29 protein-coding genes are annotated in these 24,174 nt (G+C 61.0%); 13 read left to right on the forward strand and 16 right to left on the reverse strand.

Annotation, left to right across the window (positions count from 1 at the left end; translation table 11 throughout):
• Window position 1: 1 nt before the first annotated feature.
• Window positions 2-2,071, forward strand: coding sequence for a hypothetical protein (locus QWE_RS08190; protein ID WP_006725639.1), 2,070 nt, complete (start codon window positions 2-4; stop codon window positions 2,069-2,071).
• 27 nt (window positions 2,072-2,098) lie between these two features.
• On the opposite strand, the gene QWE_RS08195 is transcribed toward QWE_RS08190, so the two are convergent.
• Window positions 2,099-2,611: a GNAT family N-acetyltransferase gene (locus QWE_RS08195; RefSeq protein ID WP_006725640.1), complete on the reverse strand. Its 513-nt coding sequence runs from the start codon at window positions 2,609-2,611 to the stop codon at window positions 2,099-2,101.
• 58 nt (window positions 2,612-2,669) lie between these two features.
• Here QWE_RS08195 and QWE_RS24365 point away from each other — a divergent pair, with 58 nt between their 5' ends.
• A complete protein-coding gene (locus tag QWE_RS24365) occupies window positions 2,670-2,951 on the forward strand; it encodes a hypothetical protein (RefSeq protein WP_157790688.1) in 282 nt (93 codons plus the stop codon).
• 16 nt (window positions 2,952-2,967) lie between these two features.
• Window positions 2,968-3,768: an endonuclease/exonuclease/phosphatase family protein gene (locus QWE_RS08205; protein WP_006725642.1), complete on the forward strand. Its 801-nt coding sequence runs from the start codon at window positions 2,968-2,970 to the stop codon at window positions 3,766-3,768.
• A gap of 6 nt (window positions 3,769-3,774) precedes the next feature.
• Here QWE_RS08205 and QWE_RS08210 read toward each other — a convergent pair whose 3' ends face one another.
• Window positions 3,775-4,305, reverse strand: coding sequence for a hypothetical protein (locus QWE_RS08210; protein WP_006725643.1), 531 nt, complete (start codon window positions 4,303-4,305; stop codon window positions 3,775-3,777).
• Window positions 4,306-4,319: 14 nt separating this feature from the next.
• Window positions 4,320-5,495, reverse strand: coding sequence for a zinc-dependent alcohol dehydrogenase (locus tag QWE_RS08215; protein ID WP_006725644.1), 1,176 nt, complete (start codon window positions 5,493-5,495; stop codon window positions 4,320-4,322).
• A gap of 120 nt (window positions 5,496-5,615) precedes the next feature.
• Between QWE_RS08215 and QWE_RS08220 the strand changes: the two genes are divergently transcribed.
• Entirely contained in the window at window positions 5,616-6,065 is a 450-nt protein-coding gene (locus tag QWE_RS08220) for a GNAT family N-acetyltransferase (RefSeq protein WP_006725645.1), read from the forward strand.
• On the opposite strand, the gene QWE_RS08225 is transcribed toward QWE_RS08220, so the two are convergent.
• Complete coding sequence (locus QWE_RS08225; protein ID WP_040299741.1) at window positions 6,062-6,616, reverse strand: GNAT family N-acetyltransferase; 555 nt, start codon at window positions 6,614-6,616, stop codon at window positions 6,062-6,064. The two genes, QWE_RS08220 and QWE_RS08225, sit on opposite strands and share 4 nt — an antisense overlap.
• A gap of 248 nt (window positions 6,617-6,864) precedes the next feature.
• Between QWE_RS08225 and QWE_RS08230 the strand changes: the two genes are divergently transcribed.
• The gene (locus tag QWE_RS08230) at window positions 6,865-7,848 is read left to right on the forward strand and encodes a glutathione S-transferase family protein (protein WP_006725647.1); all 984 of its coding nucleotides are present in this window, start codon (window positions 6,865-6,867) and stop codon (window positions 7,846-7,848) included.
• A gap of 2 nt (window positions 7,849-7,850) precedes the next feature.
• Here the strand turns inward: QWE_RS08230 and QWE_RS08235 are convergent, their stop codons facing one another.
• Window positions 7,851-8,357 carry an NUDIX domain-containing protein gene (locus QWE_RS08235; protein ID WP_006725648.1) on the reverse strand — a complete coding sequence of 169 codons (507 nt, stop codon included), beginning with the start codon at window positions 8,355-8,357 and terminating at the stop codon, window positions 7,851-7,853.
• Between the two features lie 41 nt (window positions 8,358-8,398).
• Here QWE_RS08235 and QWE_RS08240 point away from each other — a divergent pair, with 41 nt between their 5' ends.
• The gene (locus QWE_RS08240) at window positions 8,399-9,307 is read left to right on the forward strand and encodes a metallophosphoesterase family protein (protein ID WP_006725649.1); all 909 of its coding nucleotides are present in this window, start codon (window positions 8,399-8,401) and stop codon (window positions 9,305-9,307) included.
• 4 nt (window positions 9,308-9,311) lie between these two features.
• Here the strand turns inward: QWE_RS08240 and QWE_RS08245 are convergent, their stop codons facing one another.
• From QWE_RS08245 to QWE_RS08275, 7 genes are all read right to left on the reverse strand, one after another.
• On the reverse strand, window positions 9,312-10,088 hold the full coding sequence (locus tag QWE_RS08245) for an alpha/beta fold hydrolase (RefSeq protein ID WP_006725650.1): 777 nt from the start codon (window positions 10,086-10,088) through the stop codon (window positions 9,312-9,314).
• Window positions 10,089-10,092: 4 nt separating this feature from the next.
• Window positions 10,093-11,808 carry a 2-isopropylmalate synthase gene (leuA, locus tag QWE_RS08250; RefSeq protein ID WP_006725651.1) on the reverse strand — a complete coding sequence of 572 codons (1,716 nt, stop codon included), beginning with the start codon at window positions 11,806-11,808 and terminating at the stop codon, window positions 10,093-10,095.
• Window positions 11,809-12,136: 328 nt separating this feature from the next.
• Window positions 12,137-12,385 (reverse strand): type II toxin-antitoxin system BrnA family antitoxin, encoded by a 249-nt coding sequence (gene brnA, locus QWE_RS08255; RefSeq protein ID WP_006725652.1) that lies wholly within the window; start codon window positions 12,383-12,385, stop codon window positions 12,137-12,139.
• Window positions 12,366-12,635 carry a BrnT family toxin gene (locus QWE_RS08260; protein WP_006725653.1) on the reverse strand — a complete coding sequence of 90 codons (270 nt, stop codon included), beginning with the start codon at window positions 12,633-12,635 and terminating at the stop codon, window positions 12,366-12,368. The genes brnA and QWE_RS08260 overlap by 20 nt, the downstream gene beginning before the upstream one ends.
• Window positions 12,636-12,687: 52 nt before the next feature.
• A complete protein-coding gene (locus tag QWE_RS08265; protein ID WP_006725654.1) occupies window positions 12,688-12,912 on the reverse strand; it encodes a hypothetical protein in 225 nt (74 codons plus the stop codon).
• On the reverse strand, window positions 12,909-14,018 hold the full coding sequence (locus QWE_RS08270) for a benzoate/H(+) symporter BenE family transporter (RefSeq protein WP_006725655.1): 1,110 nt from the start codon (window positions 14,016-14,018) through the stop codon (window positions 12,909-12,911). Before QWE_RS08270 ends, QWE_RS08265 begins: the two co-directional genes overlap by 4 nt.
• Before the next feature lie 99 nt (window positions 14,019-14,117).
• Window positions 14,118-15,392, reverse strand: a complete 1,275-nt coding sequence (locus QWE_RS08275; RefSeq protein WP_006725656.1) for a GGDEF domain-containing protein — start codon at window positions 15,390-15,392, stop codon at window positions 14,118-14,120.
• 214 nt (window positions 15,393-15,606) lie between these two features.
• On the opposite strand from QWE_RS08275, the gene QWE_RS08280 reads away from it, so the two are divergent.
• Both QWE_RS08280 and QWE_RS08285 read left to right on the forward strand, forming a co-directional pair.
• A complete protein-coding gene (locus QWE_RS08280; protein WP_006725657.1) occupies window positions 15,607-16,704 on the forward strand; it encodes a carboxynorspermidine decarboxylase in 1,098 nt (365 codons plus the stop codon).
• Between the two features lie 50 nt (window positions 16,705-16,754).
• Window positions 16,755-17,993, forward strand: a complete 1,239-nt coding sequence (locus QWE_RS08285; RefSeq protein WP_006725658.1) for a saccharopine dehydrogenase family protein — start codon at window positions 16,755-16,757, stop codon at window positions 17,991-17,993.
• 134 nt (window positions 17,994-18,127) lie between these two features.
• On the opposite strand, the gene QWE_RS08290 is transcribed toward QWE_RS08285, so the two are convergent.
• The 3 genes from QWE_RS08290 to QWE_RS08300 form a co-directional block, all read right to left on the reverse strand.
• The gene (locus tag QWE_RS08290; protein WP_083872864.1) at window positions 18,128-19,027 is read right to left on the reverse strand and encodes a DUF2971 domain-containing protein; all 900 of its coding nucleotides are present in this window, start codon (window positions 19,025-19,027) and stop codon (window positions 18,128-18,130) included.
• A 49-nt stretch (window positions 19,028-19,076) separates the two neighbouring features.
• The gene (locus QWE_RS08295) at window positions 19,077-19,520 is read right to left on the reverse strand and encodes a hypothetical protein (protein WP_006725660.1); all 444 of its coding nucleotides are present in this window, start codon (window positions 19,518-19,520) and stop codon (window positions 19,077-19,079) included.
• 485 nt (window positions 19,521-20,005) lie between these two features.
• Window positions 20,006-20,272: a type II toxin-antitoxin system Phd/YefM family antitoxin gene (locus QWE_RS08300; protein WP_006725661.1), complete on the reverse strand. Its 267-nt coding sequence runs from the start codon at window positions 20,270-20,272 to the stop codon at window positions 20,006-20,008.
• 138 nt (window positions 20,273-20,410) lie between these two features.
• Here QWE_RS08300 and QWE_RS24370 point away from each other — a divergent pair, with 138 nt between their 5' ends.
• Together QWE_RS24370 and QWE_RS08310 are read left to right on the forward strand one after the other, a co-directional pair.
• Window positions 20,411-20,914 (forward strand): hypothetical protein, encoded by a 504-nt coding sequence (locus tag QWE_RS24370; protein WP_006725662.1) that lies wholly within the window; start codon window positions 20,411-20,413, stop codon window positions 20,912-20,914.
• Window positions 20,915-20,995: 81 nt separating this feature from the next.
• The gene (locus tag QWE_RS08310; RefSeq protein ID WP_006725663.1) at window positions 20,996-21,328 is read left to right on the forward strand and encodes a hypothetical protein; all 333 of its coding nucleotides are present in this window, start codon (window positions 20,996-20,998) and stop codon (window positions 21,326-21,328) included.
• Between the two features lie 73 nt (window positions 21,329-21,401).
• Here QWE_RS08310 and QWE_RS08315 read toward each other — a convergent pair whose 3' ends face one another.
• Complete coding sequence (locus tag QWE_RS08315; RefSeq protein ID WP_006725664.1) at window positions 21,402-21,986, reverse strand: ATP-dependent Clp protease proteolytic subunit; 585 nt, start codon at window positions 21,984-21,986, stop codon at window positions 21,402-21,404.
• 185 nt (window positions 21,987-22,171) lie between these two features.
• Here QWE_RS08315 and QWE_RS08320 point away from each other — a divergent pair, with 185 nt between their 5' ends.
• From QWE_RS08320 to QWE_RS08330, 3 genes are all read left to right on the forward strand, one after another.
• Window positions 22,172-23,515 carry an HD-GYP domain-containing protein gene (locus QWE_RS08320; RefSeq protein ID WP_006725665.1) on the forward strand — a complete coding sequence of 448 codons (1,344 nt, stop codon included), beginning with the start codon at window positions 22,172-22,174 and terminating at the stop codon, window positions 23,513-23,515.
• A gap of 76 nt (window positions 23,516-23,591) precedes the next feature.
• Complete coding sequence (locus QWE_RS08325; RefSeq protein ID WP_006725666.1) at window positions 23,592-23,876, forward strand: hypothetical protein; 285 nt, start codon at window positions 23,592-23,594, stop codon at window positions 23,874-23,876.
• A complete protein-coding gene (locus QWE_RS08330; protein ID WP_006725667.1) occupies window positions 23,873-24,172 on the forward strand; it encodes a type II toxin-antitoxin system RelE/ParE family toxin in 300 nt (99 codons plus the stop codon). The genes QWE_RS08325 and QWE_RS08330 overlap by 4 nt, the downstream gene beginning before the upstream one ends.
• Window positions 24,173-24,174: the final 2 nt, after the last annotated feature.

Genomic DNA, 24,174 nt, shown 5'->3' on the forward strand with positions numbered 1-24,174 from the left:
CATGACGCTCGAATTCGCCCCCTTCATCCCCTGGATCGTCATCGCCGCCCTCGCCGTGCTCGCCGTTGTGCTCTCCGCCCTCGGCTTCCTGCGCGGCGTACGCGGCACGGCCATCCGCCTGGCGGCTTCCATCGCCGTATTGGCTGCACTCGCCAACCCGTTGTTGTTGCAGGAAGAGCGCGATCCGTTGACCACGGTCGTGCCCGTCATAGTCGACCGCAGTCAGAGCCAGCAGATCGCCGGCCGCGCCGAGGAAACCGATCAGGCGCTTCAGGGCATCCGCGACCGCCTCGGCCGCTTCCCCAATATCGAGCCGCGCATCGTCGAGGTCACCGATCCCGGCGACAGCGATGCGCCCTCAACCAAGCTCTTCGAAGCGCTGGCCGCTGCAACGACAGACGTACCCCCGGCCCGCGTCGGTGGTGCAATCTTCGTCACCGACGGCCAGGTGCATGATATCCCCGCCGAAAACCAGGCGCTCCCCTTCGACGCACCGGTGCATTCCCTGATCACCGGCAAGGCCGACGAATTCGACCGCCGCATTGAGGTCCTGCGCGCCCCGCGCTTCGGCATCGTCGACGAGGAACAGGAACTCACCTTCCGCGTCTTCGACGACGGCGAGGCCTCCAACCAGCCGGCCGACGTCTCGGTCAGAATGAACGGCGAAGACCTCGGCACCGTGCCGGCTGTCCCCGGCGCCGAGACCTCCTTTGCCTTCCGCGTTCCGCGTGGCGGCAACAATGTGCTGGAATTCTCTGTCGCCGCCACACCGGGCGAAGTCACCGACGTCAACAACCGCGCCATCCACCTGATCGAGGGCATCCGCCAGAACCTGCGCGTGTTGCTCGTCTCGGGCGAGCCGCATGCCGGCGAACGCGCCTGGCGCAACCTCTTGAAGTCGGACGCCTCTGTCGACCTTGTCCATTTCACCATCCTGCGTCCGCCGGAAAAGCAGGACGGCACGCCGATCAATGAGCTCTCGCTGATCGCCTTCCCGACCCGCGAGCTCTTCGTCGAAAAAATCAACGATTTCGACCTGATCATCTTCGACCGCTACCAGCATCGCGGCGTGTTGCCGATTCTCTATTACGACTACATCGCCGAATATGTGAGGAATGGCGGCGCGCTGCTGATCGCGGCTGGCCCCGAACATGCCGGCCAGGATTCGATCGCCCTCACGCCGCTCGAATCCGTGCTGCCGGCCACGCCAACGGGTGACGTGCATCAGGCCGGCTTCTATCCCCGCCTTTCGGAGCAGGGGAAACGCCACCCCGTCACCCGCGGCCTCGATGGCTCGGCCGTCGAACCGCCGCAATGGGGGCGCTGGTTCCGCAGCGTCGATGTCGGTCGTACCGATGGTGAAACCGTCATGACCGGCGACGGCGACCGCCCCCTGCTCGTGCTCAACCGCGCCAATGAGGGCCGCGTTGCCATGCTGCTTTCCGATCAGGGCTGGCTCTGGGCCCGCGGCTTTGAAGGCGGCGGCCCGCATGTCTCACTCTATCGCCGCATCGCCCACTGGCTGATGAAGGAGCCGGAACTCGAGGAAGAAGCGCTCAAAGCCCGCGCTACCGGCCGCACGTTGGAGGTGACCCGTCAGACCATCGGCGACGCCCCCGGCCCCGCGACGATCACCACGCCCTCGGGCGAGACGATAGCGCTGAACTTGAACGAAATACAGCCCGGCCTCTATCGCGGCGAGAGCCGCATGACCGAAACCGGCCTCTTCACCATTACCAATGGTGACTTCTCGACCCTCGTGCATGTCGGCGCTGTCGACGCGCCCGAATTCCGCGCGATGATCTCGACGACTGACACGCTCGCCCCGATCAGCCAGGAAACCCGCGGCCTCACCGCCCGCCTCGACGATGGCGATGAGACCGTGCGCATCCCGGACATCTTGCCGGTGCGCGGCGAAGTCCGCGTCGCCGACGATCGCCGCATGCTGATCAAGCTGACCGACGAAACCGTGCTCAAGGGCGTGAACACGCTGCCGCTGTTTGCAGGATTTGCCGGTCTCGGCATCCTGCTGCTCGCGGTATCCGCCATGTGGTGGCGCGAGGGCCGGTAAGGCGCTTCTGATGAAGAAAGTGCCGCATCAGGCGGAAACCCGGGGATAGTGCCGATAGACAAGGTCCTCTGGCGCTGGCCGTTCTGCGCTGGGGTCAAGGACCGCACCGAGCCTAAGGGCAAGCCCAGCCGATCGCGTATTTTCGGGATCGACATAACTCACCAGGCTCGGCAGTTTTTGAATGTCCCGCGCCCAGGAAAGCAGCGTTTCCGCAGCTTCCCGCGCATAGCCGCGCCCTTCAAACTCCGGATAGACGAACCAGCCGAGCTCAAACTCCGGAAACAGCGGCCCCGCATTGATCCCCACCTGACCGATGCATGCGCCACTGGCCTGATCCTCGATCATCAGCGCCCCGCAACCCAACAGATCCCACTGCGCATAGTCGCTGCAGAACATGCCCCAGGCTGCAGCATCGGAAAACGGCCCGCCCATGAACTGCGCCCGTTCCGACGCCATCAGCTGCCTATAGGCGGGCCAGTCATCGAAGCGCATGGGACGCAAGGTGAGACGTGAGGTCGTGAGTGTCGGGATTGGCTGCATTGTCGTGGCTTGAGTCTAAGTTGAGTTTCCGAATCCGTGCAGGTGCTACAAATAGGGGTTGAGCGAAACACATTCCATCATCATGCTGCATCTCGTCGAGTTGGCAACCAACCAGCGAAGAGTGGAGATGAAGGATCAAGCTCACGACCACGCCATGGCAGATCTATTCCGCGAGGACCCCGCACTGGCGCTAGCAACCGTTGAGACAATCCTAACTAACGGCGACCTGCCGGAACTGCTTGTCGCCGCACGGCAAATCAATTTGGCTTTCGGCGGAGCTTCTATCAACGCCACGCCGTGCAATGAAGATCCCCGACCTCCGTCCGCTGAACCTGTTTAGAGAAGAGACCACACCCTTGAAGCTTCTCTCCCTAAATTGCTGGGCAGGTCGCCTCTTTCCGTCGGTCCGAGACTATATACTGTCCGAAAACGCCGACGTGATCTGCCTACAGGAAGTCCTGCGGTCCGACGTCTCTGCTGCGGAGTGGGTGACCTACCGGGATGGGGATCTTCAATATCAGCAGCGCGCCAACCTCTTCACGGATATCAGCAGCGGTCTCCCTGATCACGAAGCCTTTTTCTGCACCTCAATGCGGGGCGAACTTACCGCGGATACAGAAATCTGGGCCGAGTTTGGTCTCGCGACCTTCGTCCGTCGGAGCCTTCCGGTGCTCGGTCATGCCATGGACTTTGTGCACGACCAATACCGCCACAACGGATGGGGAGCCCATCCCCGTCCGCGCAACGCGCATGTTGTAAGGATCTACGACCCCGCTTCCGGTGAGTCCGTCACCATCGCCCACCTCCACGGCCTCCGAGGTGAGGACGGCAAGCATGACACCGTCGAGCGGTTGGCACAGGCACATGCGCTTGTGGCCCTGATCGAGCGTCTTTGGCGCCCAGGCGAAAAGCTGATCGCCTGCGGCGATTTCAACCTCTTGCCCGGCAGCGCCACCTTCGGACTTCTGCAAACGCTCGGATTGCGGGACCTCATTATAGCCCATGGCATCACGGACACCCGCACCTCGCACTATGCCAAGCCGGAGCGCTTCGCGGACTATGTTCTCGTATCGCCTGAAATTGAGGTTTCACGCTTCGAGGTTGTCGCGGAACCCGAAGTCTCGGATCATCGCCCATTGATTCTCGACTTCCGCTAAAACCGCTCACCCCATCAACGCCTTGGCCTTCTCCTTTGCCAGCCCACGCGATGCCGCAACCCCCTTCGGAAACCCGCTTCGGTCGCCGAAGTCCTGAACCGCGCCACGACGCATGTGCCGCCCTGTCGAAGCCCCTGCAGCAATGAAATCGAGCAGCGTCACGCCCGCGACCATCACAAGCGCAATCGCCACATTGTCCTGTTTGGGATTGTCGGGATGCATCGCGGATCCCAGTGCAACGATGTCGAGCCCGTCGCCGGCGATGCGGCTGGCAAGCCCCACCTCCTTGTCGACAGAAAGCGTCATCATGCCCGAGCCGATCTCGCGCAGTCCATAGGCCCTGACGGCCACCTCCTGCCCTTCCATGCCGAGTGCCCGTGTGATCCGGTGCGCGCCGAACAGCTGGACGACACCGAGCCCGATGCTGAACCAGCCGAGGTTGCGGGCGAGCCGGTCGGACGATGAAAGCGAGCTTGGTCCTGTCTCGAGAACCTTCGGATCGCTCTTGGAACGCTTGAGTGTGCTGAGAAAATTCATGACGATACCTCCGGTTAGGGCTTGAGCACGACCTTGATGCAGCTGTCCTGTTTGTCGCGGAACACCTTGTACATCTCCGGCCCGTCCTCGAGCCCGACGGTGTGGGTGATGACGAAGGACGGATCGAGTTCGCCCTCTTCGATGCGGCGCAGGAGATCGTCGGTCCAGCGTTTGACATGCGTCTGCCCCATGCGGAAGGTCAGCCCCTTGTTCATCGCCATGCCCATCGGGACTTTGTCGACGAGCCCGCTATAGACGCCGGGAATGGAAATGATCCCGCCCGGCCGGCAGACATAGATCATCTCGCGCAGCACATGCGGCCGATCGTTTTCCATCAGCATCATCTGCTTGGCCCGGTCCATCAGACTGTCCGGATGGCTCATCGAGACATGGCTCTCCATGCCGACGGCGTCGATGCATTTCTCCGGACCCTTGCCCCTGGTGAGTTCGTCGAGCCGGTCGATGACGCTCTCCTCCTTGAAGTTGATCGGAATTGCGCCGCCAGCTTCCGCCATGGAAAGCCGCTCGGACAAATAGTCGATCGCCACGACCTGGGCTGCGCCCAGGAGAACGGCGCTGCGGATTGCCATCTGTCCGACAGGCCCGCAGCCCCAGACGACCACGGTGTCGGTAGGCTCGATCTCGCATTGCACCGCGGCCTGCCAGCCGGTGGGCAGAATGTCGCTGAGGAAGAGCGCCTGCTCGTCGCTCATGCCGTCGGGCACCTTGATATGCGTGCTGTCGGCAAAGGGGACGCGCAGATATTCCGCCTGGCCACCTGGATAACCACCGGTCAGGTGCGAATAGCCGAACAGCCCGGCTGTCGTCCGCCCGAAGGCTTTTTCCGCGAGTTCCTTCTTCCGGTTCGAGCGCTCACAGACCGAGAAATTACCGCGCTGACACTGCTCGCACTCGCCGCAGGTGATGGTGAAGGGAATGACCACACGGTCGCCCTTCTTCAGCTTGCCGTTCATGCCCGAACCGGTCTCAACGACCTCGCCCATGGTCTCATGGCCCATGATGTCGCCCGGCATCATTGCGGGGACGAAATTGTGGAAGAGATGCAGGTCCGAGCCGCAGATCGCACAGCTTGTCACCTTGATGATCGCGTCGCGCGGATCCTCGATTTCCGGGTCCGACACCCGATCACATCGGATATCTTCCTTGCCGTGCCATACCAGTGCGCGCATCCGGGCCTCCTCATTGCCATCTGTTGATGCCTGCCCAACACGCGCTGCACCGAAGGGTTCCTCAAGAATTTCCAGGACCCGCTCTCGACAATCCCCGGGCAAAGGGAAACATTGCAAGGCATGACGATACCCCTCACCCTCTCGGACACCGTTCCCGAATCCGCCCGCGATTCCATCCTCGCCAGCATCAAGGCGCACAACGAAACGCTGCTTGGCGCAACGGATAGAAAAGAGATCTACATCCCGATCACCGCCGATGACGGCACGGTCGACGGTGGCCTCGTCGGCTATACCGGCCGGGGGTGGCTGTTTGTGGAATTGCTCGCAGTTCCCGAGCGCCTGCGCGGTCAGGGCATGGCCGGGGCGCTACTGGCACATGCTGAAGAGGAAGCGAGAGCCCGCGGCTGCATCGGCTCTTACATCGACACGATCAATCCGGTCGCCTGCCGCGCCTATGAGCGTGCCGGCTACCACGTCTTCGGCCGCATCGAGGATTTTGCCAAGGGCTACGATATCTGCTGGCTGATCAAGCGCTTCGGCGAAGCGCTTGAGGAGACGTCTGACGCCTAAGCGTAGGCGCGATCCGGGGCCTCGTCGGCCGCCGCAGGCATCTTCGCCCCGCAGTCCCGCCAGGCGATCACACCCTTCAACCGGTCGTGCACGTCGTCGGCCAAAGGCACGACCAGCACCCGGTTTGGATCGACAGGACCGGGAAAGGCTAGCGCCTGGTAGGCGACCTTCTCGAAGCCGAGCGGCATGTAATAGGGCGGATCACCGATCAGGATGACACCTTCCGAGCCCTTCCGCCGCGCCGCCTCGATCGCGATCCGCACGAGTTCGCGGCCAATGCCCCGGTTCTTGTGGGAGGGGCGGACAGCAAGCGGTCCGAGCAGATGCCCTTGGACGCCGCCGGCCAGAACCGGCGTCATGCGCACCGAGGCAATCGTCTCGCCATTGTCGGTGCAGATGAAGGAAAGTGACCGGTCATGTGGCCCCTGCTCGCGGATGCGCGCTGCCGCACGGGTGTGCCGGCCAGGACCAAAAGCTTCTTCGTTGATGAGTTCAATGACCGCGTCGTGCGACGCATCCTCGGTGAGGTAGACAAGGCCGGAGTGAAACATGGATGACCGAAACCAATAGACAGACAGCAATAGGGTTCACGCGCACGAAATTCGTGCGTTCGAGAGCTTCAGCGTCGTCGTGGGTTCCGTGCGATGGTCATCGGGGCCTTCAAATCTTGAGTTTTGTTCCGATAGCAGCAAATTTTCTCGCCGTCCAACGGAAAACGCACTGTTCAACCCATCGCCCCTCGCAATTGCAGCCAGCAGCCGTATCTTGCCGGTCAAGTTGAAACGAGAAGGAAGCGACCATGGGTAGACTGGTGGATGGCGTCTGGCAGGACGTCTGGTACGACACGAAATCGACCTCGGGGCACTTCAAGAGGGCTGACTCGAGCTTCCGCAACTGGGTGACCGCAGACGGCTCCGCCGGCCCTTCCGGCAAGGGCGGTTTCAAGGCAGAGGCAGGTCGCTACCACCTCTATGTCTCCTATGCCTGCCCCTGGGCGCATCGCACGCTGATCTTCCGCAAGCTGAAAGGTCTCGAAGACCTGATTTCGGTCTCGGTCGTCGATCCCTTGATGCTGAAGAATGGCTGGGAATTTCATGACCGTGATGGCGCAACACCCGACCATCTCTTCGGCTCGGACTATCTCTGGCAGGTCTATGTCAAGGCCGACCCGGAATTCTCGGGTCGCGTGACGGTCCCGGTGCTCTGGGACAAGCATCAGGGCACAATCGTCTCGAATGAGTCCTCCGAGATCATCCGCATGCTCAATTCGGCCTTCGACGACCTCACCGGCTCGACCCTCGACATGCACCCCGAAGATCTGCATGCGGAGATCGACGAGGTGAACGCCCGCATTTACGACACCGTCAACAACGGCGTCTACAAGGCCGGTTTTGCCACCACCCAGGAAGCTTACGAAAGCGCCGTCTATCCGCTGTTCGAGACGCTCGACTGGCTGGAGAAGCGGCTAGAAGACCAGCGCTACCTCTTCGGCAGCCGCATGACGGAAGCCGACTGGCGACTCTTCACCACGCTGGTGCGCTTCGACCCCGTCTATGTCGGCCACTTCAAGTGCAACATCCGCCGCATCGCGGACTATCCGGCGCTCTCGGCCTATCTGCGCGACCTCTACCAGACGCCGGGCATCGCCGAGACGGTCGAGATGCGCCACATCAAGCATCACTATTATCGCAGCCACACCATGATCAATCCGACCGGCGTCGTTCCCGTCGGCCCGTACGAGGACCTGATGGCACCGCACGGCCGGGAAAAGCTCGGCGCCTGAGCCTACCAGTGATGCGCGGGGGCGATCTCCCCGCGCAGTTCCGCGATCCGCCGCTGCGTCGCCTGGGTCACGCCCTCCGGCAGTGCATCGAGGTCGAAAAAGCCCGCCTCGGCAATCTCCCGATCCGCCGGACGGGCCGCTGTCTGGCGCACATTGACGCGGTAGAGCAGGACGTGATCGCGCCGGCTGATGCGCGCGTTGAAGTACACATGAAAGAGCGCGGGTTCGTCGACGGCTTCAAGATTGCCCTCTTCTCGCATCTCCTTGAGAAGCGCCTCGACCGCCGTTTCGCCGCGCTCCACGCCGCCACCCGGCATATGCCAGCCCGGCACATAGGTGTGCCGGACGAGGAATATCCGTCCAGTCTCGTCGAAACAGGCGGCGCGAACGCCGAGCGTCATCCCGCGATTGACGGCGAAATACACATGCAGAAGGCGAATGAGGAACCTCTTGGGCCATCCGAGCCTTTCGCTATCGGCGCCCCGCACGGTGCCTCCTGCTGGCTTCATTTTCCTTGCCCCTCGGTTTCAGCGCCGCTAAGAGAAGCGCCATGTTCAAGCTCGCCCACATCTCCGACGTGCATCTCGGCCCGCTGCCGAACCTGACGATCCGGGAATTGGCCTCGAAGCGGATTACGGGCTATGTGAACTGGCATCGCAACCGCCGCAAGCATCTTTTCCCCAATGCGCTGCAAATGGTTCTGGACGGGCTGCGTGCCGAAAATCCCGATCATCTGGCGATCACGGGCGATCTGGTAAACCTCGCCTCGAAGCTTGAGGTGAAGCTCGTTGCGGAATGGCTGAGTGAAGCGGGCGCGCCGCTCGACACGTCCGTTGTTCCGGGCAATCACGACGCCTATGTGCCCGGCGCACACGAGCGCTCGGTCCAGGCCTGGTACGACTACATGCGCGGCGACGACGATCCGCTGATCTTCCAGGACGACCACAAGCTCTTCCCCTATATCCGCCGCCGTGGCCCGGTCGCGCTAATCGGCTGCTCCACCTCGATCGCCACCCCACCCTTTTCCGCCCAAGGCTATTTCAGCGGTCGCCAGGCCCGCGAGACCGCAGCACTTCTGAAAGCCGCCGGCGAGGAAGGCCTGTTTCGCGTGGTGATGATCCACCACCCGCCGATCCGCGGAGCCGCCCCCCAGCACAAGCGCATGATCGGCATCCGCCGTTTCGCAGCCGCCATCCGCACCGGCGGCGCCGAACTCGTGCTGCACGGTCACACCCATCTCAACACGCTCTACTGGCTGACGGACCGCGAGAAGAACGTCCCCGTCGTCGGCATCGCCTCGGCAAGCCAGGGGCCTGGCGCCAAGAAACCCGCCGCCGGCTACAATCTCTTCTCGATCGATGGCGAAGCCGGAAACTGGCAACTCGACTGGCAGCGCTACAAGATCGAGCGGGAGGATGCGCCGCTGAAGCTCGACCACAGCGAAAGACTGCTCGGCTAAACTCCTAGCCTTCAGCCATCGCCGCCCGGATGGCCGCCGCCACCCTATCCGGCGCCTCGTCGATCAGCATGTGGCCTGCAGCCTCGATCAGTGTGACCTCAGCCCCCTGCCAGATGTTTTTTGCCTGCGCGACCGGCAGGATCGGGTCGGAAGTTCCCCAGAGCAATCGCGTAGGAATGCCGAGATCGGGAAATGAGGAAAGCGGCAACGTCCCCTGCCCGATCCGTTCATCGGTTTCCACGAGGAAGGATTGGAGGATCTCCATCAGTCGATCCGTCGCCCCGGCAATCCGTCGAGCAGCCGCGAGCCGGTCGAGACCCGCTGCCTCGAACGCAACGCCCTGGGCAGCCATCGCGGCCAACCCGCCAGCCAACTCGTCGGGTTCGACGGCCAGGCCGTAACGCTGCAAGGCCCGATGGTCGATCTCGGATCCAAAGCCACCAGGCGACACAAGCGTCAGGGATGCCACCCGATCCCTCGCCCTGAGCGCGATCAAACTGGCAATCGCTCCGCCCATGGAATGGCCACAGAGATGGAAAAACGACAATCCGCGTTTGTCGAAATCATCGAGAATGGCCTTGGCCATCACACCGGCATGCCCGACGCCCCCAGCGTCGAGCGAGCGTCCGTGCCCGGGCAGGTCATAGAGGAGAAGCGGCAAACCCGGATCAAGCCGCGCGATGACCGGCGCCCAGGAGGCGCCGATCCCGCCGAAACCATGCAGAAGCACGAGCGGAGCCTTTGCCGAGGACAAATGTCGAACCTCGGCGAAGAGCGTCATGGCATCAGGCCTTCTTCTGCTCATCCAACACACGGTTGGCGGCCGAGACGATCGCCTCAAGCGAAGCCGTCACAATGTTCGTATTGATGCCGGCACCGAACAGCTTGCCGCCGGCATGGGCCATCTCGACATAGGCAATCGCCGCTGCGTTCGAACCATGCTGCAGCGAATGCTCGGAATAGTCCTGCACCGAGAGGTCGATGCCGAGATAGGTCGACAGCGCATTGACGAATCCGTCGATCGGACCCGTGCCCTTGCCCTCGATCCGCTTGGTCTCGCCGTTATCGGTAATCTCCGCGGCAACGACCCGCACACCCTTCTGGTCGGAACCGGCGGGAAAGGTGTGGTGATCGACGAACTTGATGCGCGCGCCGGTCTGATCGACATAACGTTCGATAAAGCGGTCGTAAATCTTCTTCGACGGCAGCTCCTTGCCTTCTTCGTCGGTGATCCGCTGGATATCCTCGCGGAACTCGATCTGCAGGTTGCGCGGCAGGTTGATGCCGTAGTCTTCAGCCAGGATATAGGCGATGCCGCCCTTGCCGGACTGCGAGTTGATCCGGATGATCGCCTCATAGGTGCGGCCCACATCCTGCGGATCGATCGGCAGATACGGCACTTCCCATACAGGGGAATTGGCCTTCTTAATCGCCTTCATGCCCTTGTTGATCGCATCCTGATGCGAGCCGGAGAAGGCCGTATAGACCAGTTCGCCGACATAAGGGTGGCGCTCAGGGATCACCATCTCGTTGGAATATTCGTAAACGGCCTTGATCCGCTCGATGTCGGAGCAGTCCAGCTCCGGATCGACGCCCTGCGTGTACATGTTCAGCGCCAGCGTCACGATATCGACATTGCCGGTGCGCTCGCCATTGCCGAACAGAGTGCCCTCGACACGGTCGGCACCGGCCATCAGACCCAGTTCGGTTGCGGCAATGCCGGTTCCGCGGTCGTTGTGCGGATGCAGCGAGATCAGCACGTTCTCGCGGTTGTCGATATTGCGGCACATCCACTCGATCTGGTCGGCATAGATGTTCGGCGACGACATTTCCACGGTCGACGGCAGGTTCAGGATCAGCTTGTTATCGGCTGTCGGCTTTACCTCGGCGATGACAGCGTTGCAGATTTCCAGCGCCACCTCGAGTTCGGTGCCGGTGAAGCTTTCCGGCGAATATTCGAAGCGATAACCACCACCGGCCTTCGCCGCCATGTCCATGATCATCTTCGCCGCATCGACAGCGATCTGCTTGATGCCAGCGACATCCTTGCCGAACACAACGCGACGCTGCAGCTCAGACGTAGAATTGTAGAAATGGATGATCGGGTTGGTCGCACCTTCCAGCGCCTCGAAGGTCCGCGTGATCAGCTCCGGCCGGCACTGCACCAGAACCTGCAGCGAGACATCGGCGGGAACGCCACCCTCTTCCACGCACCAGCGGGCAAAGTCGAAATCGGTCTGTGACGCCGAGGGAAAGCCGATCTCGATTTCCTTGAAGCCCATGTCGAGCAACAGCTGGAACATGCGGGCCTTGCGGTCATGGCCCATCGGGTTGACCAGCGACTGGTTGCCGTCGCGCAGGTCGACCGAGCACCAGATCGGCGCCTTGTCGATCATCTTGGACGGCCAGGTGCGATCGGCAATGTCGATTTGCGGATAAGGGCGGTACTTCTGCGAAGCGTCCGGCATGCCCTGCTTCACGGTATGGGTCTTCAAAATCATCGGTTTCGTCTCTTCTCGTCCTCGGGCGGCTGCCATGGCTGATAACAAATCAGCGGAGCTTTGGCACGCGCGCGCAGGCCCTTTTCAAGGGATGGATTGCATTACAAAGGGGAATTTCGAGGAGCAATCGCCAAACGGCTGACCCGGCCGCCGGGCGCTCCTCAATGGACCCGGCAACCGCGGATAAGGCCGAGAAGAAGAAGCGAGTTTGGCACCGACGCGACAACGCAGGCCGCAGCGCGGGCCGTCATGTCAGTCGCAGCAATGGTCGTGCCGTTGGTCTTCATGGGATCAGGAATAACGCGATGAATTGAATCGCGCAAGGGTGTTATTCGGCAGCGGATGGCCGTGCCGGGTCCAGCTTCTCGCGCAGCCAGTCTTCAAGCAAGGAATCGACGGATACTCCGAGTTCCTTGGCTTTCCGTTCAAGCCTGAGCTTCGTTCCCCGTCTGAGGGTAACAGTGAACTCAACAGGCTCGAGATTGGGGCGCGTCGCCTTGCTCCAGTCGACGTATTCGCTGATATCTTCGCCGTCGTCGAACTTGCGATCGAACTCTTCAGCGCTGATTGTCTTCATAGCGACGCTTCTCCTGAATTCGCGCCCGGCGGACGGAGATAATCCGAACGCGCTCGTTCCGTAGAACATAGACACCTGTCCATAGAACACCGGCGATCCGACCTACACGGATCCGCCTTGCTTCTGCCGGATGCCCGGCATCCACATCCACAGCATAGAGATCATACCACAACTCCTGCGCCGCCACGAAATCGATTCCGTGCTTCGCCTTGTTCACCTCGCTCTTGGCCGGATCGAATTCGAACTCCATGGGCAAAACCTAGCACAACCCTTGCGATTGCACTAGATCCTGCACACCCAGATCACCGCCGCCCGAATTGGGCAATGACCGCGGCAGCGAGGAAGCCGAGCGCGATCACGCCCCACACCATCCCGCCATCGGTGCCGTTGCTGCCGTCGGACGTCACACAGCTCGACTGTGATGCGGCGATACAGTCCCGCCAGATCCAGTAGCGCATGTAGAAAACATAACCGAACAGTCCGGAAGCCAGGGTAAAAACGATGGCTTTGATGCGTATCCGTCTCATCCCCTTGCCTTGGCCAGCTTCACCAGTCCCAGCATCGCCACCCCGGCGATCAGCCCCCAGAACGCGCCCGAGATCCCGAGGATCGAAATCCCCGAAGCCGTGACGAGGAATGTTACCGCCGCCGCCTCCCGCGTTTCGGGCACCTGGAAGGCCGCAACCGAGGAGCCGGAAAACGCCCCGATCAGCGCCAGACCGGCCACCGACTGGATCAGGATCGGCGGCGCGAGCGACACGAAGCCGGTCACCGCACCGGCCGCAAGCCCGAGCAGCACGTAGCCGATGCCGGCGATGATCGCCGCCCAGTAGCGCCGTCTCGGGTCCTGATGAGCGTCCTCGCCGGCACACATCGCCGCCGTGATCGCCGCAAGGTTCACCGCATGCCCCCCGAGTGGGGCCGACAGCGCCGAAAACAGACCGGTCACCGCAAACATCGGCCCCGGCTGCGGATCATATTTGTTGACCTTGAGGATCGCGATCCCCGGAATGTTCTGCGAGGCCATGGTGACGATGAACAGCGGCAGCGCGATCGACACCAGCGCCGGCAGCGTGAAGACCGGCAACACGAACTCGACCGGCGGCGCAAGCGACGCCGCCCAGCTGGCCATTGCGCCCTCCGGCAGGTCGACACCGAAGACGATGACAACAACGAAGGTCAAAAGTGCCGCCGGCACCGCGTAAAGCCGCTTGAAGGCCGCGACGACAGCCCAGACCACGAGGATCGGCAAACCGAGCAAAGGATCGAAGGCGACGGCCTTGAACGGCGCAAAGCAGAGGTTGAGGATCACGCCGGCCAGCATCGCATTCGCAATCGGCGCCGGGATCGCCGCCACCGCCCGCCCGAAGGGCCGGATGAGGCCGGCGAGCACGATCAGCGCCGCCCCTGGCGTAGACCAGGCGACAGAGACTGGCAGCTTCGTCCAGACGCTGAGGGCGATCCCGCAGATCCCCATGGCGACCGACAGCGCCATGAGCCCCGACGCCGCCTCGTAGTCGGTGGCGCCGACCCCTTTCAGCCCCTGCAGAACGACGGCAAAGGAACTGGCGAAGCCGACAAAGGCGACGAGCACGCCCATGAAGGCGGCCTGAGGAGAAAAGTCTTTCAGCATAGGGACTCGCCAAAACGAACCTGGAAGGATCGAAGGCCAATCAAATTCCGCCGCCTCTGGCAAGCCGCTGTTTCTTGAAAAACGTTCGCCAGCCGCGGCTCAAGCGGGTTTTGCCGCCATTGCCAGGTCGAGTTCAGGCAGAATCATGGCATGCGTAATGCTCTCGAAACGCGCCAGCACAACCCGATTGCGTCCGCCGCGCTTGGCCGCGTAGAGCGCTTCGTCGGCACGTCCTATGAGCTGCGTGAACGACATTGTTTTGGGCGCGACCGCCACCCCGGCGCTCAACGTTACCGTGATCGGGGTTCCTTCGTGGGCGATCGATAGCGAAGCGATCGCAAGCCGCAACTGTTCGGCGGCCTGGACGGCATCGGCCTCCGTGGCCGCCGGCAGATAGAGGCCGAACTCCTCGCCACCCATGCGCGCGAGAATGGCATTGCGCCCCAAATGTCGGGTCATCGCTTGCGCAACGGATGTCAGCACTTCGTCGCCGGCCAGATGTCCGAGGCGGTCGTTCACCTGCTTGAAGTGGTCGATGTCGATGATCACATAGGCACTACCGACCGGCGCCTCGCGCGGAAGACGGTCCATCATCCAGTGCCGGTTGCGGATGCCCGTCAGGCTGTCGGTTTCGGTGAGCGCGATCAGCCGCTGTTCTGCCCGCTCCTGCACGAGGATCAGCACGAACATGGCGATGGCAAACTGGGAGAGGATAAGCACGAGAAACGCCGCCGCCGGTGTCATCTGGACGCTATCAGGCAGGACGAGCGCCACGAAGGTGACGGCAGCGGTGACGGCCTTGGCACCGAAGGCGGCCGCCAGGCCGAAACGGCTCGTCAGCCTCTGCCTTTTCGGATCCCACATCACCAATGCAGCGGAGGCTGCCGAAAAGCCGCCCATGCAGATAAGGAAAACGGCGCCGCGGTAGAGCCTTTCCAGCGGAAACGCGGTCACGAGGGCTGCGACCGCGATACCGACAGGCACGAGCAGAACCCACCAGAGCCGACCGGCACGGTCTTCCGTGATCACGTCGCTCAGCCCCACCAGCATCAGAACATAGGCAACCGGGGTGACGATCGTCGTGAGATAGGTCCAGGTCTCGTAAGCGACGAAGCCCTGCTCGGAGGCGCCCGCCAGGACCGAGGCGACCGCAAGCACGAGGGACGCGACGGCCATCTTTCCGAGCCCATGGCTGCGTTGGGAGCCAAAACGCAGATAGAGGAAACACAACGCGCCGACCGTCAATGACAGGGGATGCAGGATGAGGATGGTGGCGAGGTCGAGATGCATGAGGCGTCCAGGCTGAACCGTTACAACTCGGCATAGCAAGGCAAAGCTTGCCGATTGCTGAACGAAGCCGGCCGCCTCACGCATGGCTGCATTCCGGTGAGCGCAAGACGGGCCCGCGAAACGGAGGGGTTGATCGTCATCGCCGTTTCACCATGTCAGGGCAAAGAGCAGGAACGAAGGAGATTCCCTTGCGATATGCTTGCCTTTTACCCCCCTTTTGCCTATGGGACCCCCCGACGCATTCGGGGCGTCCCGTTCACTTCCGCCTGTTACGGCTGGGTTCACGAAGGATAAAGCCTTGATCCAGACTCCCTATTACCTGATCGACAAATCCAAGCTGCTCCAGAACATGGAGAAGATCGCGACGCTGCGCGAACTCTCCGGCGCGAAAGCGCTGCTGGCGCTGAAATGCTTCGCCACCTGGTCCGTCTTCGATTTCATGCGCGACTATATGGACGGCACGACGTCGTCGTCGCTCAATGAAGTGCGCCTCGGCCATGAGCGTTTCGGCAAGGAAACCCACGCCTATTCGGTGGCCTATGCCGATTACGAGATCGACGAAGTCGTCTCCCATGCCGACAAGATCATCTTCAACTCGACCGGCCAGCTGACCCGCTTCGAGAAACAGTCGTCCGGCATCATCCGCGGCCTGCGGCTGAACCCCGGCGTCTCCTCCTCGAGCTTCGATCTCGCCGACCCCGCCCGCCCCTTCTCGCGGTTGGGCGAATGGGATCTCGCAAATGTCGAGCCGGTCATGGAGCTGATTTCCGGCTTCATGATCCACAACAACTGCGAAAACGGCGATTTCGACCTTTTCGATAAGATGCTCGGCGACATCGAACAGAAGTTCGGCCCCCTCCTGAAAATGGCCGAATGGGTCTCCCTCGGCGGGGGCATTCATTTCACCGGCGAGAACTATCCGCTGGAGAAGTTCGCGGAGCGCCTCAAGCGCTTTTCCGGCGAGTTCGGCGTCCAGGTCTATCTGGAGCCCGGCGAAGCCTCGATCACCAAGTCGACCACGCTCGAAGTCACCGTGCTCGACAAGCTTTACAACGGCAAGGATCTTGTCGTGGTGGATTCCTCCATCGAAGCGCATCTCCTCGATCTCCTGATCTACCGGGAAAGCGCGAAGGTCCACCCTAACCAGGGACCGCACCGGTACCAGGTCTGCGGCAAGTCCTGCCTCGCGGGCGATATCTTCGGCGAGTTCAACTTTGAAAACGAGTTGAACATCGGCGACCGCATTTCGCTGCAGGACACCGCCGGCTACACGATGGTCAAGAAAAACTGGTTTAACGGCGTGCAAATGCCGGCAATCGCCATCCGCGAACTGGATGGCAGCCTCAGGACGGTCCGTGAGTTCGACTACACGGACTACGAACAAAGCCTGTCTTGAAATCCTTCAAGCCCAGGTTCTGACGATTGGACGCAAGGAGTGGTCCCATTATGAAGAAGAACGTGCTCATCATCGGCGCCGGCGGCGTCGCCCAGGTGGTCGCGCACAAGTGCGCGCAGAACAACGACGTGCTCGGCGACATCCATATCGCCTCGCGCACAAAGGCGAAGTGCGACGCCATCATCGCTTCCGTGCATGAGAAGAAGGCGATGAAGCAAGAAGGCGTGCTCGAAGCCCACGCGCTCGACGCCCTCGACATCGAAGCCACCAAGGCTCTGATCAAGAAGCTGGGCACCGAGATCGTCATCAATGTCGGCACCGCCTTCCTCAACATGTCGGTGCTGCGCGCCTGCATGGACACCGGCGTCGCCTATATCGACACCGCGATCCATGAAGAGCCGAACAAGATCTGCGAGACCCCGCCGTGGTACGGAAACTACGAGTGGAAGCGTGCCGAAGAATGCGAGGATAAGGGCATCACCGCCATCCTCGGCGCCGGCTTCGATCCGGGCGTGGTCAACGCCTATGCGCGTCTCGCCAAGGATGAATATCTCGACAAGGTGACCGACGTCGACATCGTCGACATCAATGCCGGCAGCCACGGCAAATACTTCGCCACCAACTTCGACCCGGAAATCAACTTCCGCGAATTCACCGGCGTCGTCTATTCCTGGCAGGGCGGCGAATGGAAGGTCAACAAGATGTTCGAGATCGGCAAGGACTACGACCTGCCGGTCGTCGGCACCCGCCGCGCCTATCTCTGCGGTCATGACGAAGTGCATTCTCTGGCCAAGAACATGGACGGCGCCGACGTGCGCTTCTGGATGGGCTTCGGCGATCACTACATCAACGTCTTCACCGTGCTCAAATCGATCGGCCTCCTCTCCGAACAGCCGGTCAAGCTCGCCGACGGTTCCGAAGTCGTGCCGCTGAAGGTCGTCAAGGCCTGCCTGCCCGACCCGTCGTCGCTCGCCCCGGAATACGAAGGCAAGACCTGCATCGGCGACTACGTGAAGGGTTTAAAGGACGGCAAGGAAAAGACCGTCTTCCTGTATAACGTCGCCGACCACAAGGAAGCCTACAACGAAGTGGGCAGCCAGGGCATCAGCTACACCGCCGGCGTCCCCCCGGTTGCAGCCGCGATGCTCGTCGCGACAGGCGAATGGGACGTGAAGAAGATGGCCAATGTCGAAGAACTGCCGCCGAAGCCCTTCATCAACCTCCTGAACAAGATCGGCCTGCCGACCCGCATTCAGGACGAGGATGGCGATCGGGCGGTCGAGTTCTGAGAACGCGGTTTAGCGCTTGAGGATTGAGGGAATGCGGACCCCGCCGGAGAGATCTGGCGGGGTTTTTCGTTGGCCCAAAATCCTCGTCTGTCGTCATTCTTGGGCTTGTCCCGAGGAACTCCGGCCATTGCGGTTTATCGGTAGCTCTCAATCTTCGACCGCGTTACTTGGACATGCTCTAGCCCTGAGGAAGCCAGGAAGGCCTTGAGCCAGTTGATATCTGATCGGTGTTTAGGCCCAACAACAACTTCTCTGATAACCTCTTTTGCTGGATCGGCGATCAGACAAGATACAAATGGGCGCAGCATGGTTGGATCAGCGTGATATTCGACATCCGCTAACGCAACTCTGTGTCGATGGCGAAGCAGTCGCCATTCTCTTTCCTCATGAAACACCTCGGGTTTAGTGGCGTAAATCTGGAAGTGAAGGGGAGCAAGTATCTTTAGCAAATTGGCAAGAAGTTCGGGCGCTCTGTCGCATCGCCCCTCAAAAAGGCTTCCTGCGTCGTGCTGCCGGACCGCGAGGCGATACAGAGCAGCCTCCCTAGTTACACCGTCACGTAGCTTTACGAATTCGCCTTGACCCGAAAACACAAGCTGAAGCTCTTTTACAACTGGAGACAGTGTGTCAATCAGAGCATCTTCACCGTAACCAATTTTAGTCACTTCAAAAAACTGTGCCCCGAAGTTAATCGGTCCAAAGTCTTTGGCAAGCAACTTGGAGTCAAATCCAATAGCGAGGCCTGCACCATCGGCCCCATATGCCCTCCATTGACTCAGCAGATCGCCGTTCTCCGAAAGGCATAACGCGAACCCCTCTGTCGAATCAGCATATCCCTCTACAATGACTGCTGCGACATCGATGACCCCTGCAGCTAGACCAGTTGACGAAAGAAGCCGAGAAAACACACGTGCCAATACGCGGCCTTCAAGAATGTCATTGGCAGCAGACAGCGCAGACAGGCGAAATGTTCTAGATTTCAGAATTGCTGCACCAGTTGGTGTAGAACAATAATGATATAGAACCTGACTCATTTCTTTGTCCAACCATTCTAACAGCGACAGCGTTGAAGATGGGATAGTTTTACTTAACTAGCGCGTTGGAAATCCAAAACCAAAGGTCGCGACCTAGGGCCTGCAATTGCCCGCCTGGGTCAGATGACCAAGGGTTGGGAATTGTCCAGCGTTCATCCCAGTTCATCCTCCAAATAGGAGGAAAATTGTGTCGATTGTCGCCTGTGTCAGTTGTTAGAATGACCGAGACTGCGACCGCATCGAAGCCTGCGGAATGTGCCACGTCAATCATATGTTGAATGTCAGTTTGATCGTTCTTGCCGACATGGCTTGGCATAATAATCAGTTCTCGCGTCCGCCACTGAGGGTCGTTCCCGTCAAGTGCCGCCTCTATCGATTCATAAGTGCTTTTTTCGGTCTCTTGGAACGATCGACCGAAGATGTAAGCATCTACAGGGCGCCCAAACGGCGTTTCTAGTTGGCGGACACCCTTCGCATACTTCTTGAAATCCATCCCCATTCCTTGAGAGGCTAAAGCGCGAATAATGGTTGTTTTCCCGTAGTTATTGTTCGCGAGCGGAACCACAAATAGCCGACGACAAATTCTCATTTCGCCCCCTCATCAGTTGAATCGAAAGCACACAACAACACTACATGGTTGCTGGAGTCTATACTGCCTAGAACGTGGAGGGGCACATGCAGCTCAACGCTGTTGGAATTTGGGGCTTTGACGTGACGGAGTTTGCTGTCTCGTCGACTAAATCAGCACAGTTTCAAGCCGTCAAAAAGTAGCGGCTAATGCTGCCTGGAACACGGTGCGTTCAACGAATTGTTGTGGTCAATAGGGTCGATTTGCGGCGTCAACATACCACCGCCATCTTATGGGGCGACACCGTTGACAGATAACGCACCCCACCCACTTCTGGCCTCGCTCCCTAGGCACTCAGCCGCATCACGGTGACAGCAGCGACAGCACATCTGTATCGAGCAGATAACCGCTCACAACTCGATCTCGCGCGACGGCAGCCGGTTGCGCGTAAATACCTCGCAACCGAGATCCACATCGGCGGGAAACAGTTTGAGATGTGCCACAAGGCTGAGGCGGTCCTTGGCGAGCGCCCGCTTGGCCGCCTCCGCCGCCTCGACGCTGACCAGCACCGCCACCGGCTTGCCATGCTTGGTAATGGTGACGAATTCGCCTGCGGCCGCGTCATCGACCAGCCCCGAGAGCCCGGCCTTGGCTTCCTTCACCCCGATGCTGGACATCGCGACACCTCACAGAGTGACCACCAGAGACCACATTATGCGCCGACACCCCGTGATCCACAACGTCCCCATATCCAACCCCGCCCCCGCCATGCTACGAGGCCGCCTCCGACCACCTACACCCCGAGACACCCGCTTATGCCCCCAGCCCTCTACACCGACCTCACCGCCACCCTCCGCCCTCTCCTCACCGAACTCCACCAAACCCCGGACATTTTCCAGACCTGGGATACCCATCTGGAGCTCGTCGCGGCCGGCGGTCTCGTTGTGGTCAAGTCGAAGCGGGCGAAGGGGCTGGTCGACAGCCTGTTCTGGGGCCGCGCGCCGCGATCGTCAGAGAACAAGCAATTGCCGGAAGCGACAGCCTTTGCCGCCATCGATCGCTTCCTCGGCCTCGGCGCCCATCTAGCGCTGTCGGATGCGCTTCCCGAAGGCGCGGTGCTGGATGAAGCCTTTCCCCATTGCGCGGTGAAATTCTCCTATCGCAAGAAGGGCGCGCCCAAGGCTCAGTCACTGTCGATGATCTTCATCGGCTTCAATGATGAGGCGGATGCGATCGCCTATGCGGAGCGCGCAGAAGGCAAGTTGCCGCTGGTCATGACCCGGCCTCTGATGGCTGACCGGCTGCACGAGTGGCGCTGAAAGCAGGCTCATCTGCCTGAGACGACGGAACTTTCGGGCTTCCTGCGACTTTCTCCGCCACGACATCAAAGGAGCCTCATCATGTCCGCCAAGTTCCTGCGCGCAGCGCTTGTTACCACGCTCGCCCTCGCCGGCCTTCCGCTCGCAGCCCCCTTCGCCGCCCCGGCATCCGCGCAAGGGATCGAACTGCGCGTTGGCCCCGATGGTGTGCGCCCGATCATCCGAGACCGTGATCGTGACCGTCGCGATCGCGGCTGCAGCCCGCGCGAAGCCCAGCGTGCAGCAGCCCAGGAGGGCCTGCGCCGCGCCGAAGTGGTGCGCGTCACCGATCGCAGCATCACTGTTCGCGGCTTCACCCGTCGCGGCCCCGAACAGCTGCGTTTCGCCAACCGTCGCGGCTGCCCGCTGATCTGATCGAAAGAGCCTGAAACGAACAAGCCGCCGGATCGCTCCGGCGGCTTTTTTTTGTATTCGCGGCAAAAACCGATCAGCCGATATCGGCGTGGCTTTCGATGATCTTGCCGACCAGGCCATAGGTGACGGCATCTTCGGCCGACAGCCAGTAGTCGCGGTCGATATCCTTGGCGATCTTCTCCTGGCTCTGGCCGGTGGCCTTCGCGTAGATCTTGATCAGGCGCTCGTTCATCTTGATGATTTCGCGGGCCTGGATCTCAATGTCGGAGGCCATGCCGCGTGTGCCGCCAGACGGCTGGTGCATCAGGAAGCGGGTGTTCGGCAGCGCCAAGCGACGCTCCTTCGGCACCGCGACGAAAATCAGTGAGCCGGCAGATGCAGCCCAACCGGTCGCGATGATCCAGACCTTCGGCTTGATGAACTTGATCATGTCATGGATCGCGTCACCGGCTTCCACATGACCGCCCGGCGAGCAGACGAACACGCGGATGTCTTCATCCGATGCGGCAGCGAGCGCGACGAGCTGCGTGCAGACCTTCTGCGCCAGCTCCATGGTGATACCGCCATAGATGAAGATCGAACGCGACTTGAAGAGGTTCGCTTCCGTTTCCTTGCCGATCGGCAGTTCCTTGCTCTTGTCGTCTTCGTCTTCGTTCATCACAGGGGACAGTCCTCGTTGGTTTGGCTTATCCGCACATAGTGCGTCTCATGGCTTAAGACAATGCGGGAAAAAGACAAGCACGGAAGCGATGAACAGGAGGTTGACGCGAGGGCCTTGTCGAACCCTGTCCAACACCTGTTCTTAATATTAGCGGGTTAGCTTGCCTTACCCAAGGAGCGCCCATGACCGAGACCATCCGCCTGGCAGAACTGATCGAGGCCTTGAGCCACGCGCTCGACATGACCGAGGGCCAGCCGGCCGGCCATTGCGTGCGCTGCTGCTTCATCGGCACGCGCATCGGCCAGGCGCTCGGCCTCGATGAACAGGCGCTGCGCGATCTCTATTACACCCTGCTTTTGAAGGATCTCGGCTGCTCGTCGAATGCCGCCCGCATCTGCGAGCTCTATCTGGCCGATGACCTGAAGTTCAAACGCGATTTCAAGCTGGTCGACGGCTCCTTCCCGCAGATCCTGAAATTCGTGCTCTCCCACACCGGCATGGAGGCAGGGCTGGCCGAGCGTTTCCGCGGCATCCTCAATGTCTTCAAGAATGGCGGCGAGATTTCGACCAGCCTCATCCAGACGCGCTGCCAGCGCGGCGCCGAGATCGCCCGGCAGATGCGTTTTTCCGAAGAAGTGGCCAAGGGCATTCTCGATCTCGATGAACATGTCGATGGCGGCGGCCAGCCGCTCGGCCGCAAGGGTGCGGAAATCCATCTTTTCGCCCGCATCGCACTCATGGCCCAAGTGATCGACGTCTTCTTCGTCCATCAGGGCCCGGAAGCAGCCCTTGTCGAAGTGAAGAAGCGTGCTGGCAGCTGGTTCGATCCGGAACTAGTGACCATCTTCGAAAGGCTCGCCACCCCGGTCTTCTTCGCCGAGCTCGGCTCCGACAATCTCGAAGCCTATGTGCTGGCGCTTGAACCGGGGCGCCAGGCAGTGATGGCCGACGAATGTTATCTCGATGATATCGCCGCAGGCTTTGCCCGCGTCATCGATGCCAAGAGCCCCTTCACCTCGGGGCATAGCGATCGCGTCGCGCTGTTTACCGACATGATCGCCGAGGAAATGGGCATGGCATTGCCCGAGCGCCGCCGCCTGAAGCGTGCTGCCCTGCTGCATGACATCGGCAAGCTCGGCGTTTCCAACAGCGTGCTCGACAAGCCGGGCCGGCTGGAGGGCGAAGAGTGGCAACAAATGCAGCGCCACGCAGAGTTTTCCGAGACCATCCTATCACGCGTCGCAGCCTTCGCCGATCTCGCTTTGATCGGCGGTGCCCATCACGAAAAGCTCGACGGCTCCGGCTATCCCCGCGGCCTCAAAGGCGAACAGATTTCCTTCGAAACCCGCATCGTCGCAACCGCCGATGTCTTCGATGCGCTCACCGCCGACCGCCCCTACCGCGCCGCCATGCCGGTCGAAAAGGCACTCGCCATCCTCCGGGAAGGCGCCGGCCGCCACCACGACGAAACCTGCATTGCAGCGCTGGAGCGGGCCTTGGCACGGGCGGAGCTCAAGGCGGCGTAATCGATCGCTGCACCCGAGAACACATGGTTCATTGTTCTGCTGCAGGGTGGTATGCTGGCAGTCAGGAGATAGAGCCATGTCCGAAAACGCAGCCGTCGCATTGCCGCTGTCGAAACAGACCGTCGAAAGAATTGACGCTGCAGTTCGAACTGGGCGCTTCGACAGTCGTGAGGCTGCCATACTGGAAGGCCTGGACGCACTGTCGCAGCGGGACGAGGATCTTGAGCAATGGCTGCATCGGGACGTGATCCCGACCATTGAGGAAATGCGCAAGGCCCCTGAAAGCTCAGTCCACTCGGGGAATGCACGACAGCTACTCCACGGGCATCTGAGTGAACAGCTGTCTCGTCGCAGCGAATGACTCGCGTCGTCGTCTTCAGCCCGAAGGCGATCAGCGACATCGCCGAACTTCTGGACTATCTGCTGCCGCGGGCCGGAGAGCGAACGACCCGACGCTTCATCGACGATCTCGTCGACTATTGCGAAGGATTCGCTCTGTTTCCGGAGCGAGGGACCAGCCGGGAGGACGTTGCGTCTGGTCTGAGGGTCGTCGGTTACCGTCGTCGAGCCTCGAGTGCCTTCCTCGTGGAGGACCAGACCGTCACGATCATCAGGATCTTCTATGCCGGCCGCGCGGTCCGTTTGGAACCGGGCTGACA

It is taken from the genome of Agrobacterium albertimagni AOL15 (assembly GCF_000300855.1).
Taxonomy (GTDB): Bacteria; Pseudomonadota; Alphaproteobacteria; order Rhizobiales; family Rhizobiaceae; genus Allorhizobium; species Allorhizobium albertimagni.